At 70.8% G+C, this 15313-nt stretch carries 16 protein-coding genes; 9 read left to right on the top strand and 7 right to left on the bottom strand.

Features of this window, described 5'->3' with window-relative positions; genetic code table 11:
* Window positions 1-2 precede the first annotated feature (2 nt).
* Window positions 3-1154, bottom strand: a complete 1152-nt coding sequence (locus V4F39_RS26725; RefSeq protein WP_332293293.1) for an FAD-dependent monooxygenase — start codon at window positions 1152-1154, stop codon at window positions 3-5.
* 125 nt (window positions 1155-1279) lie between these two features.
* Here V4F39_RS26725 and V4F39_RS26720 point away from each other — a divergent pair, with 125 nt between their 5' ends.
* Complete coding sequence (locus V4F39_RS26720; RefSeq protein ID WP_332293292.1) at window positions 1280-2233, top strand: AraC family transcriptional regulator; 954 nt, start codon at window positions 1280-1282, stop codon at window positions 2231-2233.
* Window positions 2234-2332: 99 nt separating this feature from the next.
* Window positions 2333-4459: a catalase gene (locus tag V4F39_RS26715; RefSeq protein ID WP_332293291.1), complete on the top strand. Its 2127-nt coding sequence runs from the start codon at window positions 2333-2335 to the stop codon at window positions 4457-4459.
* Between the two features lie 6 nt (window positions 4460-4465).
* Here V4F39_RS26715 and V4F39_RS26710 read toward each other — a convergent pair whose 3' ends face one another.
* Both V4F39_RS26710 and gntR read right to left on the bottom strand, forming a co-directional pair.
* Window positions 4466-4798 carry a cupin domain-containing protein gene (locus V4F39_RS26710; protein WP_332293290.1) on the bottom strand — a complete coding sequence of 111 codons (333 nt, stop codon included), beginning with the start codon at window positions 4796-4798 and terminating at the stop codon, window positions 4466-4468.
* 26 nt (window positions 4799-4824) lie between these two features.
* Window positions 4825-5847, bottom strand: coding sequence for an HTH-type transcriptional regulator GntR (gene gntR / locus V4F39_RS26705; RefSeq protein ID WP_332293289.1), 1023 nt, complete (start codon window positions 5845-5847; stop codon window positions 4825-4827).
* A gap of 183 nt (window positions 5848-6030) precedes the next feature.
* Between gntR and V4F39_RS26700 the strand changes: the two genes are divergently transcribed.
* Genes V4F39_RS26700 through V4F39_RS26685 form a run of 4 tightly spaced genes read left to right on the top strand, consistent with a single transcriptional unit; the run spans window position 6031 to window position 9411 of the window.
* Window positions 6031-6537 (top strand): gluconokinase, encoded by a 507-nt coding sequence (locus V4F39_RS26700; RefSeq protein WP_332293288.1) that lies wholly within the window; start codon window positions 6031-6033, stop codon window positions 6535-6537.
* Window positions 6534-7037 carry a TRAP transporter small permease gene (locus V4F39_RS26695; RefSeq protein WP_332293287.1) on the top strand — a complete coding sequence of 168 codons (504 nt, stop codon included), beginning with the start codon at window positions 6534-6536 and terminating at the stop codon, window positions 7035-7037. Before V4F39_RS26700 ends, V4F39_RS26695 begins: the two co-directional genes overlap by 4 nt.
* Before the next feature lie 10 nt (window positions 7038-7047).
* Complete coding sequence (locus V4F39_RS26690) at window positions 7048-8340, top strand: TRAP transporter large permease (RefSeq protein WP_332293286.1); 1293 nt, start codon at window positions 7048-7050, stop codon at window positions 8338-8340.
* 42 nt (window positions 8341-8382) lie between these two features.
* The gene (locus V4F39_RS26685) at window positions 8383-9411 is read left to right on the top strand and encodes a TRAP transporter substrate-binding protein (RefSeq protein ID WP_332293285.1); all 1029 of its coding nucleotides are present in this window, start codon (window positions 8383-8385) and stop codon (window positions 9409-9411) included.
* A 51-nt stretch (window positions 9412-9462) separates the two neighbouring features.
* On the opposite strand, the gene V4F39_RS26680 is transcribed toward V4F39_RS26685, so the two are convergent.
* The 3 genes from V4F39_RS26680 to V4F39_RS26670 form a co-directional block, all read right to left on the bottom strand.
* Complete coding sequence (locus V4F39_RS26680) at window positions 9463-10953, bottom strand: PhoX family protein (protein WP_332293284.1); 1491 nt, start codon at window positions 10951-10953, stop codon at window positions 9463-9465.
* A 44-nt stretch (window positions 10954-10997) separates the two neighbouring features.
* Window positions 10998-11561, bottom strand: coding sequence for a PEP-CTERM sorting domain-containing protein (locus tag V4F39_RS26675; protein ID WP_332293283.1), 564 nt, complete (start codon window positions 11559-11561; stop codon window positions 10998-11000).
* A 161-nt stretch (window positions 11562-11722) separates the two neighbouring features.
* Window positions 11723-12544, bottom strand: a complete 822-nt coding sequence (locus V4F39_RS26670) for an AraC family transcriptional regulator (RefSeq protein WP_332293282.1) — start codon at window positions 12542-12544, stop codon at window positions 11723-11725.
* A 74-nt stretch (window positions 12545-12618) separates the two neighbouring features.
* Here V4F39_RS26670 and V4F39_RS26665 point away from each other — a divergent pair, with 74 nt between their 5' ends.
* The 3 genes from V4F39_RS26665 to V4F39_RS26655 all read left to right on the top strand — a co-directional run bounded on the left by V4F39_RS26665 (window position 12619) and on the right by V4F39_RS26655 (window position 14679).
* Window positions 12619-13107, top strand: a complete 489-nt coding sequence (locus V4F39_RS26665) for a GNAT family N-acetyltransferase (protein WP_332293281.1) — start codon at window positions 12619-12621, stop codon at window positions 13105-13107.
* 148 nt (window positions 13108-13255) lie between these two features.
* Window positions 13256-14020 (top strand): cytochrome c oxidase assembly protein, encoded by a 765-nt coding sequence (locus V4F39_RS26660; protein ID WP_332293280.1) that lies wholly within the window; start codon window positions 13256-13258, stop codon window positions 14018-14020.
* Window positions 14017-14679 (top strand): cytochrome b, encoded by a 663-nt coding sequence (locus V4F39_RS26655; protein ID WP_332293279.1) that lies wholly within the window; start codon window positions 14017-14019, stop codon window positions 14677-14679. Before V4F39_RS26660 ends, V4F39_RS26655 begins: the two co-directional genes overlap by 4 nt.
* Here the strand turns inward: V4F39_RS26655 and V4F39_RS26650 are convergent.
* Complete coding sequence (locus V4F39_RS26650; RefSeq protein WP_332293278.1) at window positions 14603-15289, bottom strand: c-type cytochrome; 687 nt, start codon at window positions 15287-15289, stop codon at window positions 14603-14605. The genes V4F39_RS26655 and V4F39_RS26650 overlap by 77 nt on opposite strands.
* Between the last annotated feature and the right edge of the window lie 24 nt (window positions 15290-15313).

Genomic DNA, 15313 nt, shown 5'->3' with positions numbered 1-15313 from the left:
CCTCAGGCCGCCGCCGGCAGGGGCACGCCCCAGGCGTCGTAGCCGTACACCCAGTCGGCGTTGCCGCCAGCACGCAGCCAGTTGTTGCCGCGCGAGCCGACCTGGATCTGGCTGGCGCGCTCCCGCCTCATCGCCTCGTAGCGGCGCAGCGCGGCCGGCACCTCGGCGGCCGACGCGAGCCCGGCGAGGCAGCGCGACAGCACCACGGCGTCCTCGATCGCGGTGCCGGCGCCCTGCGCCATGAACGGCATCATCGGGTGGCAGGCGTCGCCCAGCAGCACCAGGGGGCCCTGCGCCCAGTGCGGCAGCGGGTCGCGCTCGTACAGCGCGGTCTTCAGCACGGTGTCGCACGCGTCCAGCAGCGCGCGCGCATCGGGGTGGAAGCCCGCATAGAAGCCGCGCAACTCGTCCACGCTGCCCGGCGTGGTCCACGACTCCTCGTGCCAAGAATCCTGCGCGGTGGTCGCGAAGATGAACGTGTCGCGCCCCTGGTTGAGCGGGAAGGTGACGATCTGGCTCTCGGGGTTCGGGCCCCACCACTTGGTGAAGGCCGCGATGTCGGGCAGGTGCTTCACGCGCTCGGTGGGCACCACGGCGCGGAAGGCCACGACGCCGGTGAAGCGCGGGCGCTCGGCGCCGAACATCGCGCTGCGCACCACCGAGTGGATGCCGTCGGCGCCCACCAGCACGTCGAGCTGCGTCGCCTCGCTGTCGTCGGCGAAGCGCACGGCCACGCCGCCGGCCTGCGGCTCGATCAGCTGCGCGCGCGTGGCAAAACGCACCCGCTGCGCCGGGAAGGCCTCGGCCAGCGCGGCCAGCAGGTCGGCGCGGTGGATGGTGAGCTGCGGCGCGCCGTACTGGCGCTCGGCCTGGTCGCCCATCGGCAGGCGCGAGGTTTCCTCGCCGGTATCCCAGGTGCGGCTGATGCGGTGCGTGGGCCGCGCGGCCGAGGCGCGCACCGCCTGGGCGATGCCCTCGCCCAGGCCGTCGAGCGCGCGCACGGCGTTGGGCGTGAGGTTGATGTCGGCGCCCACGCGCAGGAACCGCTGGCTCTGCTCGAACACTGTCACGTCATGCCCGCCGCGATGCAGCGCGTTGGCCGCTGCCAGGCCGCCGATGCCCGCGCCGACGATGCCGATCCTGAGTGCCGCCATGTCCGTTCTCCGTGAAGGCTGCCGATAAGATGGACTGCATTGTTTGCAGGCGCCACCCGGCCCTCAACCGCCGAGACGCCCGCATTGGGCACCATTCGTCCCAGCCTGCCCCGCCCCGCCGATCCATGGACGTCCTGAGCGAAGTGCTCTCCATCTGCCGATCGGAGGGGGCCGTCACCGCGCGATTCGAGCTCTCGGCGCCGTGGGCGCTGCGTTCCGAAGGCGTGTCGGGCGCGATGATCCGCATGGCCCGCGGCGCGCCGTTCTGGATCACGCTGGCCGGCGCCCGCCCCGTGCGCGCCGAGCCCGGCGACCTGCTGATGCTGCCGCTGGGCGCCGCGCACACCATCGCCTCCGCACCGGGTGTGAGCCCGGTGCCGTTCGCCACGATGATCGCCCGCCATGCCGTCGGGCCGCTCGACGAGAACCCGCTGGTGTTCGCGCACGGCGGCGGCGGCGCGGCCACCGACATGTTCTCGGCACTGGTGTGGTTCTCGGCCTATTGCCGGCATGCGGTCTTCGGCCTCCTGCCGCCGCTGGTCCACATCCGGGCCTCGGCGCTGCCCATCGCCGGCAGCCTGGCCAGCACCATGGAGGCGCTGGTCACCGAAACACTCGACCGGCGGCCCGGCTGGCGCGCCTCGGCCGCGCGCATGGGCGAGCTGCTGCTGATCAACCTCCTGCGCGAGCACCTGGGCAAGGCCGCCGGCACCGGCGAAGGCTGGCTGCGCGGGCTGGGCGATCCGGCGATCGCGCGCGCCATCATGGCCATCCACCGCGCACCGCAGCAGGGCTGGACGGTCGAGTCGCTGGCCGCGCAGGCGGGCATGTCGCGCTCGCGCTTCAGCGAGCGCTTCCGCACGCTGATGGGCGCCACGCCCATCGGCTACCTCACCGCGCACCGCATGGCGCTGGCCGCGCAGCGGCTCGAGGCCGGCGTGCTGCCCGTCAGCCGCATCGCGGAAGAGGCGGGCTATGAATCGGACAAGGTCTTCGCCCGCGCCTTCCGCCGATGGTCGGGGCTCACGCCGGCGGCGTGGACGCGGCGCGAGGCCGGCCGCCGCACGTTGCTGGGTTGAGCAGCGGGCATCGTCCTACACCGCGCCACGCGTCTGGCCGACAGGGCGCGCAGCACGGGCGGCATTAGCCTGCTGGTTGTACCAACGAGGAAGACATCCATGGCCAGCCGCAAGTCCGTCCCGCCCGCCACCAACCGCCAACGCAAGCTCGCCGCCGGCCCGGGGTCCGGCCTCGGCACGGGCCAGGGCGGAGAGACGCACCAGGTGGCCGGCCCGGGGCAGGCGCTGCTCACCAGCAACCAGGGCGTCGTGCTGGCCGACAACCAGAACTCGCTGCACGGCGGCGACCGCGGCCCCACGCTGCTCGAAGACTTCCTGCTGCGCGAGAAGATCACGCACTTCGACCACGAGCGCATTCCCGAGCGCATCGTGCATGCCCGCGGCTCCGCGGCGCACGGCTACTTCGAGTGCCTGCGCGACTGCTCCGACTGGACGAAGGCCAGCTTCCTCTCCAAGCCCCGCAAGCGCACGCCGGTGTTCACGCGCTTTTCCACCGTGGCCGGCGGCGCCGGCTCGGTCGATACGCCGCGCGACGTGCGCGGCTTCGCGGTCAAGTTCTACACCGACGAGGGCAACTTCGACCTGGTCGGCAACAACATCCCAGTGTTCTTCATCCAGGACGCGATGAAGTTCCCCGACCTGGTCCACTCGGTGAAGATGGAGCCCGACCGCGCCTTCCCGCAGGCCGCGTCGGCGCACGACACGTTCTGGGACTTCATCTCGCTGATGCCCGAGAGCCTGCACATGATCATGTGGGCGATGAGCGACCGCGCCATCCCGCGCTCGCTGCGCATGATCGACGGCTTCGGCGTGCACACCTTCCGGCTGGTGAACGCGGCCGGCCAGTGGCGCTTCGTCAAGTTCCACTGGCGGGCCGCACTGGGCGTCGAATCGACCACCTGGGACGAGGCCGTGAAGATCGCCGGCGCCGACCCCGACTACCACCGCCGCGACCTGTGGGAATCGATCGAGCGCGGCGACTTCCCCGTGTGGGAGCTGGGCTTCCAGGTCTTCGACCAGGCCACCGCCGACCGGCTGCCGTTCGACGTGCTCGATCCGACCAAGGTGATCCCCGAGGAACTGGTGCCGATCGAGATCGTCGGGCGCATGGTGCTCGACCGCAACCCCGACAACTTCTTCGCCGAGACCGAGCAGGTCGCCTTCTGCCCCAGCCACCTGGTGCCGGGCTTCGACTTCAGCAACGACCCGCTGCTGCAGGGCCGGCTGTTCTCGTACCTCGACACGCAGTTGAAGCGCCTGGGCACGCCCAACTTCCACCAGCTGCCGATCAACGCGCCCAAGTGCCCCTTCCACAACCTGCAGCGCGACGCGCAGATGCAGATGATGGTGCCCAAGGGCCGTGTCAACTACGAGCCCAGCTCGCTCGATCCGAGCAGCCCGCGCGAATCGCCGCAGCGCGGCTTCAACAGCCTGGCGCTGTCGGAAACCGGCCCCAAGGCGCGCCTGCGCCCGGAGAGCTTCGCCGACCACTACTCGCAGGCACGGCTGTTCTTCCGCTCGATGACGCCGCCCGAGCAGTACCACATGATCTCGGCGCTGGGTTTCGAACTGGGCAAGGTGGAGACGCCGGCCGTCCGCGAACGCGTGGTGGCGCACCTGCTGCTGATCGACGACGCCCTGGCCCGCGGCGTGATGGACAAGCTGGGCCTGCCGCCGGGCAGCATCACGCCGGCCACGCCGGCGCGGCCCCCGCAGAACCTGCCACCCTCGCCGGCGCTGAGCCAGGTGGCCAGCCGCAGCGGCAGCCTCAAGGGCCGTCACCTCGCGCTGCTGGTGGCCGAAGGCGCGGATGCGCAAACCGTGGAGACCGTCAAGACCGCGCTGGAGAAGGCCCGCGCCCGTGTCTCGGTGATCGCCGACAAGATCTCCGGGGTCACCCTCTCCGACGGCACGCTGCTTCCCGCGGACGGTGCACTGGCGGGCTCGCCCTCGTGCCTGTTCGGCGCGGTCGTGGTGCTGGGCAGCGAGGACGGCATCGCCCCCTGGCTCACCCATCCGGCCGCACTCGACTTCCTGCGCGACGCGTGGCGGCACCTGAAGGCGATCGGCCTCGACGACGCGGGCCAGCAGCTCGCCCAGGCGGCAGGCATCGGCAGCGACGACGCGGTGGTGGCGCTGGCGGACCGGCGCAGCGTGGCGCGCTATCTCAAGGCCGCCGGCCAAGGCAAGTTCTTCGCCCGCGAAGGGCAGCCGGGCACCGACTGAACGGGGTCAGGGCTGCGGCAGGACGAGGGTCACGAGCGCCGAGGCGTCGCGCAGCGCGACGACGCCGTGCGGTGTGCCGCCCTCGAGAAACAGCAGTTGCCCGGCGGCAAGGCGGTGGCTCTCGCCGGCCACGGTCACATCGAGCTCGCCCTCGATGCACTGGATGGTGACCTCGCCCGGCATCTGGTGGGGCGGGAGCGCCTTGCCGGCCATCAGCACCAGCCGCATGACCTCGAGCTGCGCCGACTTGAAGAGTGCCGTCGTCTTCTGCCCCGGCAGCGCGGCGCCGAAGGGCTGGACGTCGAGGGGTTCGCCAGATCGAGCATGTTGCAGGGCCATGCGCCAGTATGCGCCTCGCCGCGGCGTCAGGTGCTCTCGCGCACCACCAGCTCAAAACCGACGTCGATGCACCCCGGGTGCACTCCCTCGCCGCGCATCAGCTTCAGCAGCATCGCCGCGGCGGCGGCGCCGATCGCCGCGCGCGGCGTGCGCACGGTGGTGAGCGTGGGCAGCGTGAGATCACTGCCGGTGAGGTCGTTGAAGCCGGCGATGGCGATGCGCTTGGGCACCGCGATACGGTGGCGTGCCGCCGCCAGCAGGGCGCCCTGCGCCAGGTCGTCGTTGCAGAAGAAGATGGCATCGACCGCCGGCTTGTGCGCGACGATCTGCTCGAACATGCGCCCGCCGAGCGCCAGCGAGGACGGCGACGGGTTCAGCCACTCCAGCCGCGCGTCGTAGAGGCCCGCGGCCTGCAGCTCGCGGCGCCAGCCGTCGAGCCGCTGCATCACGCGCGGGTCGAGTTGCGCCCCGGCGAAGGCGATGCGCCGGCGCCCGCGCTCCAGCAGGTGGCGCGTCAGCGCCGCGCCCGCGTCGGCCTGCGACAGGCCCACGCTGTAGACACCCGCCGCATCCGACATCTCCATCACGTGCACGCAGGGCACCCCGCTCTGCGCGATGAGCGCCCGCGTGCTGTCGTTGCGGTCAAGGCCGGTGACGATCAGGCCCGCCGGGCGGTGCACGAGCTGCTCGCGCAGCAGCTGCTCCTCCTCGCTCGGGTCGTAGTGGGTGATGCCGATCAGCGTCTGGTAGCCGGCGCGCCGCAGGTGGAACTGCACCGCCTCCAGCAGGTCGACGAACAGCGCGTTGGTCAGCAGCGGGATCAGCACCGCCACGTGCGTGCTGTGGCGCGACGCCAGCGCGCGTGCGGCCGGATCGGGCACGTAGCCGAGCTTCTGCACCGCGGACTGCACCCGCGCCACGAGCTCGGGCGCCACGGCGCGCTCGCCGCGCAGCGCGCGCGACACCGTGATGGGGCTGACGCCAGCGGCCTGGGCGACGTCGGCCAGCGTGACGCGGCCGGTGGCGCGGGATCGGGTGGGAGGCGTCATCGGGAGGGTGGGATCAGGGAAAACACGGTGCGTGCGCTGGCGATTCTTGCGTAGGATAGCGCTATCCAAGCCAGGCGATAGTCAGGTTTCTCCCTGACGCAAGACTTTGGTGGCCCAGGGCGGCGAGCATGCGGATGCAGCCGCCTTTTCATGATTCCAACGGGATAGCGCTATCCAATCAGCATGAACGGTTCGATCGTTGTGATGGGCGTGGCCGGCTGCGGCAAATCGAGTCTCGGTGCCGCCATCGCGCAGGCCGAGGGCCTGCCCCTGGTCGAGGGCGACCATTTCCACAGCCCAGCCAGCCGCGAGAAGATGAGCCGCGGCACCCCGTTGACCGACGAGGACCGCGAAGGCTGGCTCGCCACGCTGGGCGAGCAGCTGCGGGCGCAGCCCCAGGGCATCGTGCTCACCTGCTCGGCGCTCAAGCGCCGCTACCGCGACACGCTGCGCGCCGCCGCGCCGGGCCTGCGCTTCGCGTTCCTCGAGATCACCCGCGACGACGCACTGGCCCGCGTGGCCGGGCGCTCGTCGCACTTCTTCTCCGCCAGCCTGGTCGACAGCCAGTTCGCGACGCTCGAATCGCCGGTCGGCGAGCCCGGCGTGCTGCGGCTCGACGCCCGGCTGCCGCTCGAACAACTGCAGCAGCAGGCCAGCGGATGGCTGCACGGCCAGGAGGCCTCGGCATGAACGCACCCACCGAACGCTCCCGGGGCCTGTACCGCCTCACCGAGAACCTGATGGCCGCCTGCATGGGCGTGATGGCCCTGGCCGTGTTCATCAACGTCGTGCTGCGCTACGGCTTCGGCGACGGCATCCCCGCCAGCGAGGAACTCTCCCGCCTGCTCTTCGTGTGGATGGTCTTCATCGGCGCCGCCGCGGCCTACCCGGCCGGCGAGCACATGGCCTTCACCAGCCTGGTCGGGATGCTCCAGCACAAGCCCGCGGCGATGGCGGTGATGACGGTGCTCATCCGCGTGCTGGTGATCACCGCCTGCGTGATGCTGGGCTGGGGCGCATGGCAGCAGGTCGTCGTCGGGATGGGCAGCCGCTCCGTCGTGCTCGGCTACCCGGTCGCGCTGCTGCCGCTGCCGGCCCTGCTGTGCGCCACCGCCATCGGCGTGATGGCCCTGATTGAACTGGTACGCCACAAGCCGCTCGACCTCGGGCACGCCGGCGACACGGAGTGAGGTGGCCGTCATGAGCAGCGAAGGTCTGGCTTTCATCGTCTTCTGCGGGGGCATGCTGGTGCTGATGGGCATCGGCATGAACATGGCGCTCGCGCTCGTGCTCACCGGCGCGGGCATGGCCTGGGTGCTGGAGTTCTGGGACACCCAGCTGCTGGCGCAGAACCTGGTGGGCGGCGTCGACAGCTTCGCGCTGCTGGCGGTGCCCTTCTTCATCCTGGCGGGCGAGCTGATGAACTCCGGCGGCATCAGCCGGCGCATCATCGACATGGCGCAGGCCTGGGTCGGCCACATCCGCGGCGGGCTGGGCTACGTGGCCATCGGCGCCGCGGTGCTGATGGCCAGCATGAGCGGCTCGGCACTGGCCGACACCGCCGCGCTCGCGACCATCCTGCTGCCGATGATGAAGCGCCAGGGCTACCCGCTGCCCACCTCGGCCGGCCTCATCGCCTCGGGCGGGATCATCGCGCCGATCATCCCGCCGTCGATGCCCTTCGTGATCTACGGCGTGACGACCAACACCTCGATCTCGGCACTGTTCATCTCCGGCATCGTGCCGGGCATCCTGATGGGCGTGGGGCTGATCGTGGCGTGGAAGCTCGTGCTGCGCAAGCTCGACCTGCCGGCCGGCGAGCCGCTGCCGATGCGCGAGCGCCTGCGCGCCACCGGCAAGGCCTTCTGGGCGCTGCTGATGCCGGTCATCATCATCGGCGGCATGAAGAGCGGCGTGTTCACGCCGACCGAGGCTGCGGTGGTGGCGGCGTTCTATGCGCTGGCCGTCGCGCTGCTGGTGCACCGCGAGATGCGGGTGGCCGAGCTGCGCGGCGTGCTGGTGCGCGCCGCCAAGACCACCGCGATCGTGATGTTCCTGTGCGCCGGCGCCCAGGTGGCGAGCTACATGATCACGCTGGCCGACCTGCCGGGCGTGCTCACCGGCTGGCTGGGCCCGCTGGTCGAGAACCCGCGCCTGCTGATGGCGGTGATGATGGTGGTGCTGGTGCTCGTGGGCACGGCGCTCGACCTCACCCCGACCATCCTGATCTTCGCGCCGGTGATGCTGCCCATCGCCGTCAAGGCGGGCATCGACCCGGTGTACTTCGGGCTCATGTTCGTGCTCAACGGCGCCATCGGCCTGATCACGCCGCCCGTGGGCACCGTGCTCAACGTGGTGGCCGGCGTCGGCAGGCTGCCGCTGCACCAGGTGATCAAGGGCGTGAACCCCTTCCTGATCACCTACACGCTGCTGCTGGTGCTGTTCGTCATCTTCCCGCAGATCGTCACCGCGCCCGTCGCGTGGATGCGTTGAGCCCCTTTTGCACCCCCGTTGTCCACTGAAGGAGACACCCCCATGAACCTCATCCGCCGCACCCTGCTGGCCGTGGCCGCCGCCGCCACCTGCGTTGCCGCCTTCGCGCCGGCCATCGCCCAGGCGCAGGACATCAAGCCGCGCATCATCCGCTTCGGCTACGGCCTGAACGAACAGAGCAACCAGGGCCGCGCGGCCAAGGTCTTCGTCGACGAGGTCAACAAGCGTTCCGGCGGCAAGATGAAGGTGCGCGCCATCGGCGCCGCCGCGCTCGGCCCCGACACGCAAATGCAGCAGGCGCTGATCGGCGGCGCGCAGGAGATGATGGTCGGCTCCACGGCCACGCTGGTGGGCATCACCAAGGAAATGGCGCTGTGGGACACGCCCTTCCTGTTCAACAACGTCAAGGAGGCCGATGCCGTGCTCGACGGCCCCATCGGCCAGAAGGTGATGGACAAGCTCCAGGAAAAGGGCCTCGTCGGCCTGGTGTACTGGGAGAACGGCTTCCGCAACCTCACCAACAGCAAGCGCCCGGTCACCAAGATGGAAGACCTGAACGGCATCAAGCTGCGCGTGATGCAGAACAACGTCTACCTCGACAGCTTCAAGATGCTGGGCGCCAACGCCATCCCGCTGCCCTTCTCCGAGCTGTTCAGCGCGCTGGAGACCAACACCGTCGACGGCCAGGAGAACCCGTTCAACACGGTGCTGTCGAGCAAGTTCTACGAGGTGCAGAAGTACCTGAGCATCACCAACCACGTCTACAGCCCGTGGATCGTCACGGTGAGCAAGAAGTGGTGGGACGGCCTGTCGAAGGACGAGCAGAAGGTGCTGCGCGACGCCGCCGTCGCCAGCCGCGACTTCGAGCGCAAGGACACCCGCGAGGAAGCCGCCAAGGCCCTGGCCGACCTGAAGGCCAAGGGCATGCAGATCAACGAGCTGCCGGCCGCCGAGGCCGCGCGCATGCGCGACAAGCTCACCCACGTGAACGCCGGCATCGGCACCCAGGTGGGCATGGACCTGTGGAACGAGACCCAGGCCGCCCTGGCCAAGCTGCGCAGCGGCAAGTAAGCCGCCGCCGCGGGCCCGGCGCCGCCAGGGCGCGGGCCCGCGCACCTCACCTCAGAGCGCGCCGTCGTCCCACGGGCCGGTGATCGCGAAGGTGATGCCCGGCGACTGGATGTTCACGAACAGCCACTCGTTGTGGAAGGTCGCGCCGCAGAACTCCGAGCCCCGCTGGTCGCCCGTGAAGCGGCGGCCCGAGGGGCGCGTGTAGGCGCCGGTGGCCGTGAAGTTCACGTTGTTGTGGCAGAACGGGAAGATCGAGCCGTCGAGCGTCAGGCCGCGCAGCGACTGCGGGTTGTTGCTGCCGTCCTCGCAGAGGATCAGGCTGCCGCGCGGGCTCCACGCGATGTTGTCGGGCATGTGCACGTCGGACGCGCGGCGCGACTCGTACACCAGCGTGAAGGTCTCGCGGCGCGGGTCGTACGCGAAGATCTGGCCGGCCCGCACGGTGCCGCCGCTGGTCGCGCAGACGTAGATCACGCCGTTGCCGTACCAGCAGCCTTCGCCGCGCACAAGGCTCGCGCCGCCCTGCAGCAGGCCCTGCGCCACCACGCCGCCGTAGCTCGTGCCCGAGATGAACGGCTTGTTCGGCTCGGCGATGTCGACCCACTCCACGTCCCAGCTCGTGCCGTCGGCAAAGCCGGCGCCGGTGTTGAAGTACGCGACGCTCTGCCCAAGGTAGTTGATGCTCGCGTTGGTGGGCGTCTTCAGCCGCATCATCTGCAGCTTGCCGCCCCGGGCGGGCTGGCCGGCCACGTTGGGGATGAAGCGGTAGAAGCCGCTGGGCGTCGAATCCTCGGTCTCGTAAATGATGCCGGTGACCGGATCGACCGCCACGGCCTCGTGGCTGAAGCAGCCCATGTCGACCAGCGGCACGGGGTTGGCCGCGCCGGCAGCCGGGACGTCGAAGCAGTAGCCGTGCTGCCTGGTGGCGCCGTTGTGCACGCCGTCGGAGGTCTCCTCGCAGGTGATCCAGGTGTTCCACGGGGTCGGGCCGCCGGCGCAGTTGCGGATCGTGCCGGACAGCGTGGCCCACGCCGAGGTGAACTTCTTCTGCTTGGGCGCGAACACCAGGTTCGTGGTGCCGCCGTTGCAGGTCGGGTCGTAGGTGACCTTGGGCGAGGCGTAGGAGCCGGCGGTGCGGCTGCCTTGCTCGTGGTTGCGCACCAGCACGAGCTTGTCGGCGTCGGAGGCCACCACCGCCATGCCGTCGTGCGCGCCCGGCGTGGCGATGCCGTCGCTCATCACATCGCCCGTCCAGCCGAACGACCAGTAGGTGAAGCCGGCGGGCAGCTGCAGCAGCGGCAGGCCGGTCGCCTGGTCGGCCACCGGGGCCAGCGGGCCGTAGTCGGGGCTGTAGGGCAGCTTCACGGCATGGGCGGCGCCGGAGCCGAGCATGCCGAAGGGCATGCCGACGGCCGCGGCGGCGGCCACGCCGCTGCGCAGGAAGCCGCGGCGGCCGTAGGACCAGTGCGGGTCCATGTCCTGGGCGGTGTCGGCCTTGGCGAAGGCACGCATCACGTCGATGTGTTCGTCACGGGAAGTCATCTGGGTTTCTCCTGGCGTTGATGTGCTGGGGAAGGGGGAGGTGCTCAGCCGCGGCGGCGGCGCCCCATCGCGGCGACGAGGCCGATGCCGGCCAGCATCAGCGCGCAGGTCTCGGGCTCGGGCACGGCGGCGGTGATCGTGTAGCCGAGCGGACCGGCACCCACGCCGTCGGCGTAGTCGGCGATGGCCAGCACGAAGCTGCCGTTGCCGTAGAGGTTCTGGAAGCTGATCGAGGCCGGCTCGCCGGCGCCGCCGGGCAGGTACGGGCCAATGCCGTCGGCCGCGGCCACGAGCACGCCGTTGGCGCTGCCGCTGAACAGGTTGGCGTATGCCGCGGTGTCGCCCTCCGCGCCGTACCAGGCGGCGATGACCGGATCGAACGCCGCATCCGTCGGCGTGACGGTGATCGTCGCCTCGGTGAGGAACGGCACCGTGAACTGCCAGAACGACCAGTTCTCGGCCCCGCCCCAGGGGCCGCTTTCCGCGGCGACGGTGCCGACGAAGGTGCCCGAGCCGAGCGTGCCGGCGTAGCCGACCGGGGCGGCGTGGACGGCCCCGGCCGCCAGCGCGCACCACGCCAGGGCGGTCAGACGTTGAAACAAGCGCATGTAAGAAGCTCCTGCTCAGTGTGGTGATGGAGGAGCAAGCGTAGGAAGCGCGCAAGTCGTCGCGTTGAATGCGGCGGGAACCGGCATGGTCCGTCCGGACCATCACAGCGGCCGGCCGCCCCTGCGGGCGACGGGCCGGACCGTCCCTCAAGCGTCGCGTGTCACCCGGGGCCGGCCGGCACGGCCGCGCCGCCCGCCACGCGCCTGAACTGCGCCGGCGTGATGCCGTAGGCCGACGCGAACTGCCGCGTCAGGTGGCTCTGGTCGTGGAAGCCGCAGGCCAGCGCCGCGTCCGCGACCGGGTGGCCTTCGACCAGCAGGCGCTTGACGGCGATGAGCCGCAGGTGCGTCATCAACGGCTTGGGGGCGATGCCCAGGCCCGATTTGCACTGGCGCCACACGGTGAAGCGCGACAGTGCCCGGGGCTCGGCCAGCGCCGAGACGGCCGCGGCACCCACGTCGGCCAGGCCGACCAGCCGCTGGCGCTCGGCCTGCAAGGCCGCCTCGGCCGCCCCCGCCTTCGTCCCGGGCAGCAGCGACGGCCGCAGGAGCGCGGCGAAGGCCCGGGTGGCCGCCAGCGCCCGCACCGGGTCGTGTTCCGTTTCCATCGCGTCGTGCCAGTCGAGGAAGGCCGACGCCAGCGCCGGCTGCCGCGCCACCGGGCAGCCGAAGGCGCCCGGTTCGCCCACCCCCAGCAGCGCCGCCAGCGCCGGCCCGGGGAAATACGCCATGCGCACCGACCAGCCGCCCGGCGTCAGCGCCTCGCCGTCATGCACCTGCCCGGGGTTGAGCGTGACGACGTCGCCCGGGCCAGCGCTCCATGCCAGGCCGTCGGCGCGGAAGCGCTGCGCCCCGCGCGTGACCACGCCCACCGCGTAGCCCAGGTGCCAGTGCGCGGAGAAGCGCTGGTTGAAATAGTCGGCGGCGAGCATCTCCACCGGGCTGAGCCCGGGCAGCAGCCAGTAGCGGACGTTGGCGCGCATCACCGGCATTCTTGCAGCCCGGGCTGCAACGTTCTTACAAGACGCTGCCCGGCGGCTCGCCTAACCTGCCGGCCATGATCGAGATCCGCCCCGCCCGCCTGCCCGAAGACCTGCCCGTCGTCCGCACCCTGTTCCGCGAATACGCCGCGGGCCTGGGTGTCGACATCTCCTTCCAGGGCTTCGAAGACGAATTGGCCGCCCTGCCCGGCAAATACGCCGCGCCCGAGGGCCGGCTGCTGCTCGCCTGGCGTGGCAGCGAGGTGCTGGGCTGCGTGGCGCTGCGCCCCCTCGGCGACGGCCGCAGCGAGATGAAGCGCCTGTTCGTGCGGCCCGCCGCGCGCGGCCTGCGCCTGGGCCGCCTGCTGGCCGAGCGCATCTGCGGCGAGGCGCGCGACGCAGGTTACAGCCACGTCTGCCTCGACACCCTCCCCCGCCTGGCAGAAGCCGTATCGCTCTACCGCTCGATGGGCTTCCAGCCGACGGCGCCCTACGTGTTCAATCCGCTGGAAGGCGTGCTCTTCATGGCGCTGGACCTGCGTCCGGGGTCGAGCCGGCAGGACTGAGTCCCTCGCACCGCGGGCGGCCACGGGCGCAGAATCGTGGCGTTCCGAAACGCGGGCACGCCACGTGCCGCAGGGCCGACGGCTGGCCGCCGCTCGTTGGACGAGCCGGCCCCTGGACGAATGTGGCGCGAGGTCGGAGGAGAATGACGTGGATGACCCGGTGCGTTGGGTTCCTTACTGTGGAGAAGCCCCGGGCCCGGAGGCCTGGCTGAGCCGCTGGAACTTCGACCCGGTGCTTGGCGCCTTCCTCTTGCTGGCAGCCGTGGCCCTGCTGCACTCGCCCGCCGCCAGGGCATTGCCGCCCGTGCGCCGGCGCAGCCTCGGCGGCGCCTGGGCCCTGACGGTGCTGCTCTATGTCTCGCCACTGTGCGCGCTGAGCTCCACCTTCTTCACCGTCCGCGTGGTCCACCACATCGCGCTGGTGCTGCTCGTCGCGCCGCTGCTCGCCCATGGCATGGCGCCGTGGCTGCGCGGGGCGCGGGTGCCGCTGTGGACCGCCACCGCCGCGGCCACGGTGGTATTTTGGGTCTGGCATGCGCCAGCCCCCTACGCGGCCGCCCTGTCGTCGGACGCGCTCTACGCCGTGATGCAACTCACCTTGTTGATCAGCGCAGTGGCCTTCTGGCTCGGTGTGCGGCAATCCCAGCCCACGGCCGCCATGGGCGCCATCCTGGCGACGACCGTGCAGATGGGACTGCTGGGCGCGCTCATCATGTTTGCCGCCCGTGCGTTGTACGCCCCGCACTTCGCGTCGATGCTGAGCTGGGGCATCTCGCCCCTCGAAGACCAGCAGCTGGCCGGCCTCCTGATGTGGGCGCCGGGCAGCATGGCCTACCTGGTCGCGGCGATGTGCATCGGCTGGCGCTGGCTGCGGTCCGAACGTGCGGACGCCCTGCGCACCCGGCCGGCATGAACCTCGTCACCGCCATCGAATGGGCCGAGGGCCACCATCGCCGCGGCCTCTACTCGCCCATCGGGGTCGCCTTCCACTGGGTGATGGCCGGGCTCATGGTCGTGCAGCTGGGCTATGGCTGGTACCTGGGCTGGCAGCCGGTGGGCGGCGACAAGTACATCGGCTACCAGACGCACACCGAGATCGGATTGACCATCATGCTGCTGGGCACGCTGCGCTTCCTGTGGCGCAGCCAGATCGGCACGCCCGACACCGTCGACGAAGCGTCGCTGTCGGGACGGGCCAGCCACCTGATGGAGCTCTGGTTCTACTTCAGCTTCTTCGCGCTGCCGATCAGCGGGTGGGTCATGTGGTCCACGTTGCCCAACGACCTGCCGCTGTCGATCGCCGGCGTCATCCCGTTTCCCAACCTGCCCTTCGACCAGCTGTCCGAGGCCCTGCAGCACCGGCTGATGCAGGGGGCCGCGAAGGCGCACGTCTGGATCGTGTGGATCACGGCGCTGGCCATACCGGGGCACGCCGGGGCAGCGGTACTGCACTACCTCGTCAAACGCGACCGCGTCCTGCCCTCGATGCTGGACCTCAACGGGCCCCAGGCGCCGGGTGTAGTGGGATCTGCGCCAGGTACAGGCTCAGCTGGCGGACCTGCTCGGACGTGAGCTGCCGCGCCACCTTCAACATCGCATGATCGCCGTCGTTGCGCCTCTTCGAAACCTGCCAATCCTGCAGCTGCTGGGCCAGGTAGAAGGCCGGCTGGGCGTTCAACGGCGGCCCGCTCGGCGTGCCCGCCGCGGCGGCACCGTGGCACTGCTGGCAGGCCGCTGCATACAGCGCCGGGGTGCCGGCGTCGACGGCCTCGCGCGCCGCAGACGGCACACCATCGGGAGGCAAGGCGGCGTAATAGGCGGCGACCCGCACACGTTCGTGGCTGTCGAGGAACCTCGCCACGTCCTGCATCACCTCGTGCGGCCTCAGGCCCGCGGCATAGTCTTCCATCTGCTTCTGGAGGTAGCCCGCCGGCAGCCCGGCCAGGCGCGGCGCGTCGAAGCCATTGCCTTCGCCGCGCGCGCCATGACAGGTCACGCACGCGTAGCGTGCCCCGCCCTCGCCGCCGCTCATGGCGATGAGCTCTCCGGCCCGGCCCCAGCGGTCCTCGGTGGCCGACATGCGATCGGTACAGCCTGCCGTCATCGCGGCTGCGGCCATGGCGAGCCCTGCGGCAGCGAGGTTCAGTCGGGCGGATCGCCGAAGCGTCAGGTTCTTGGGCATGGTGCGTGAATCATCGTTGATAAC

It is taken from the genome of Aquincola agrisoli (genome assembly GCF_036621135.1).
GTDB classification, from domain to species: domain Bacteria; phylum Pseudomonadota; class Gammaproteobacteria; order Burkholderiales; family Burkholderiaceae_C; genus Aquincola; species Aquincola agrisoli.
Note: the sequence above shows the minus strand (reverse complement) of the source record. Positions and strands in the feature narration are given on the sequence as shown.

What these genes read in the sequence shown, in the direction of transcription:
- V4F39_RS26725 (WP_332293293.1), bottom strand. Translation starts at nt 1,154, where the DNA reads ATGGCGGCACTCAGGATCGGCATCGTCGGCGCGGGCATCGGCGGCCTG.
- V4F39_RS26720 (WP_332293292.1), top strand. Translation starts at nt 1,280, where the DNA reads ATGGACGTCCTGAGCGAAGTGCTCTCCATCTGCCGATCGGAGGGGGCC.
- V4F39_RS26715 (WP_332293291.1), top strand. Translation starts at nt 2,333, where the DNA reads ATGGCCAGCCGCAAGTCCGTCCCGCCCGCCACCAACCGCCAACGCAAG.
- V4F39_RS26710 (WP_332293290.1), bottom strand. Translation starts at nt 4,798, where the DNA reads ATGGCCCTGCAACATGCTCGATCTGGCGAACCCCTCGACGTCCAGCCC.
- gntR (WP_332293289.1), bottom strand. Translation starts at nt 5,847, where the DNA reads ATGACGCCTCCCACCCGATCCCGCGCCACCGGCCGCGTCACGCTGGCC.
- V4F39_RS26700 (WP_332293288.1), top strand. Translation starts at nt 6,031, where the DNA reads ATGAACGGTTCGATCGTTGTGATGGGCGTGGCCGGCTGCGGCAAATCG.
- V4F39_RS26695 (WP_332293287.1), top strand. Translation starts at nt 6,534, where the DNA reads ATGAACGCACCCACCGAACGCTCCCGGGGCCTGTACCGCCTCACCGAG.
- V4F39_RS26690 (WP_332293286.1), top strand. Translation starts at nt 7,048, where the DNA reads ATGAGCAGCGAAGGTCTGGCTTTCATCGTCTTCTGCGGGGGCATGCTG.
- V4F39_RS26685 (WP_332293285.1), top strand. Translation starts at nt 8,383, where the DNA reads ATGAACCTCATCCGCCGCACCCTGCTGGCCGTGGCCGCCGCCGCCACC.
- V4F39_RS26680 (WP_332293284.1), bottom strand. Translation starts at nt 10,953, where the DNA reads ATGACTTCCCGTGACGAACACATCGACGTGATGCGTGCCTTCGCCAAG.
- V4F39_RS26675 (WP_332293283.1), bottom strand. Translation starts at nt 11,561, where the DNA reads ATGCGCTTGTTTCAACGTCTGACCGCCCTGGCGTGGTGCGCGCTGGCG.
- V4F39_RS26670 (WP_332293282.1), bottom strand. Translation starts at nt 12,544, where the DNA reads ATGCGCGCCAACGTCCGCTACTGGCTGCTGCCCGGGCTCAGCCCGGTG.
- V4F39_RS26665 (WP_332293281.1), top strand. Translation starts at nt 12,619, where the DNA reads ATGATCGAGATCCGCCCCGCCCGCCTGCCCGAAGACCTGCCCGTCGTC.
- V4F39_RS26655 (WP_332293279.1), top strand. Translation starts at nt 14,017, where the DNA reads ATGAACCTCGTCACCGCCATCGAATGGGCCGAGGGCCACCATCGCCGC.
- V4F39_RS26650 (WP_332293278.1), bottom strand. Translation starts at nt 15,289, where the DNA reads ATGCCCAAGAACCTGACGCTTCGGCGATCCGCCCGACTGAACCTCGCT.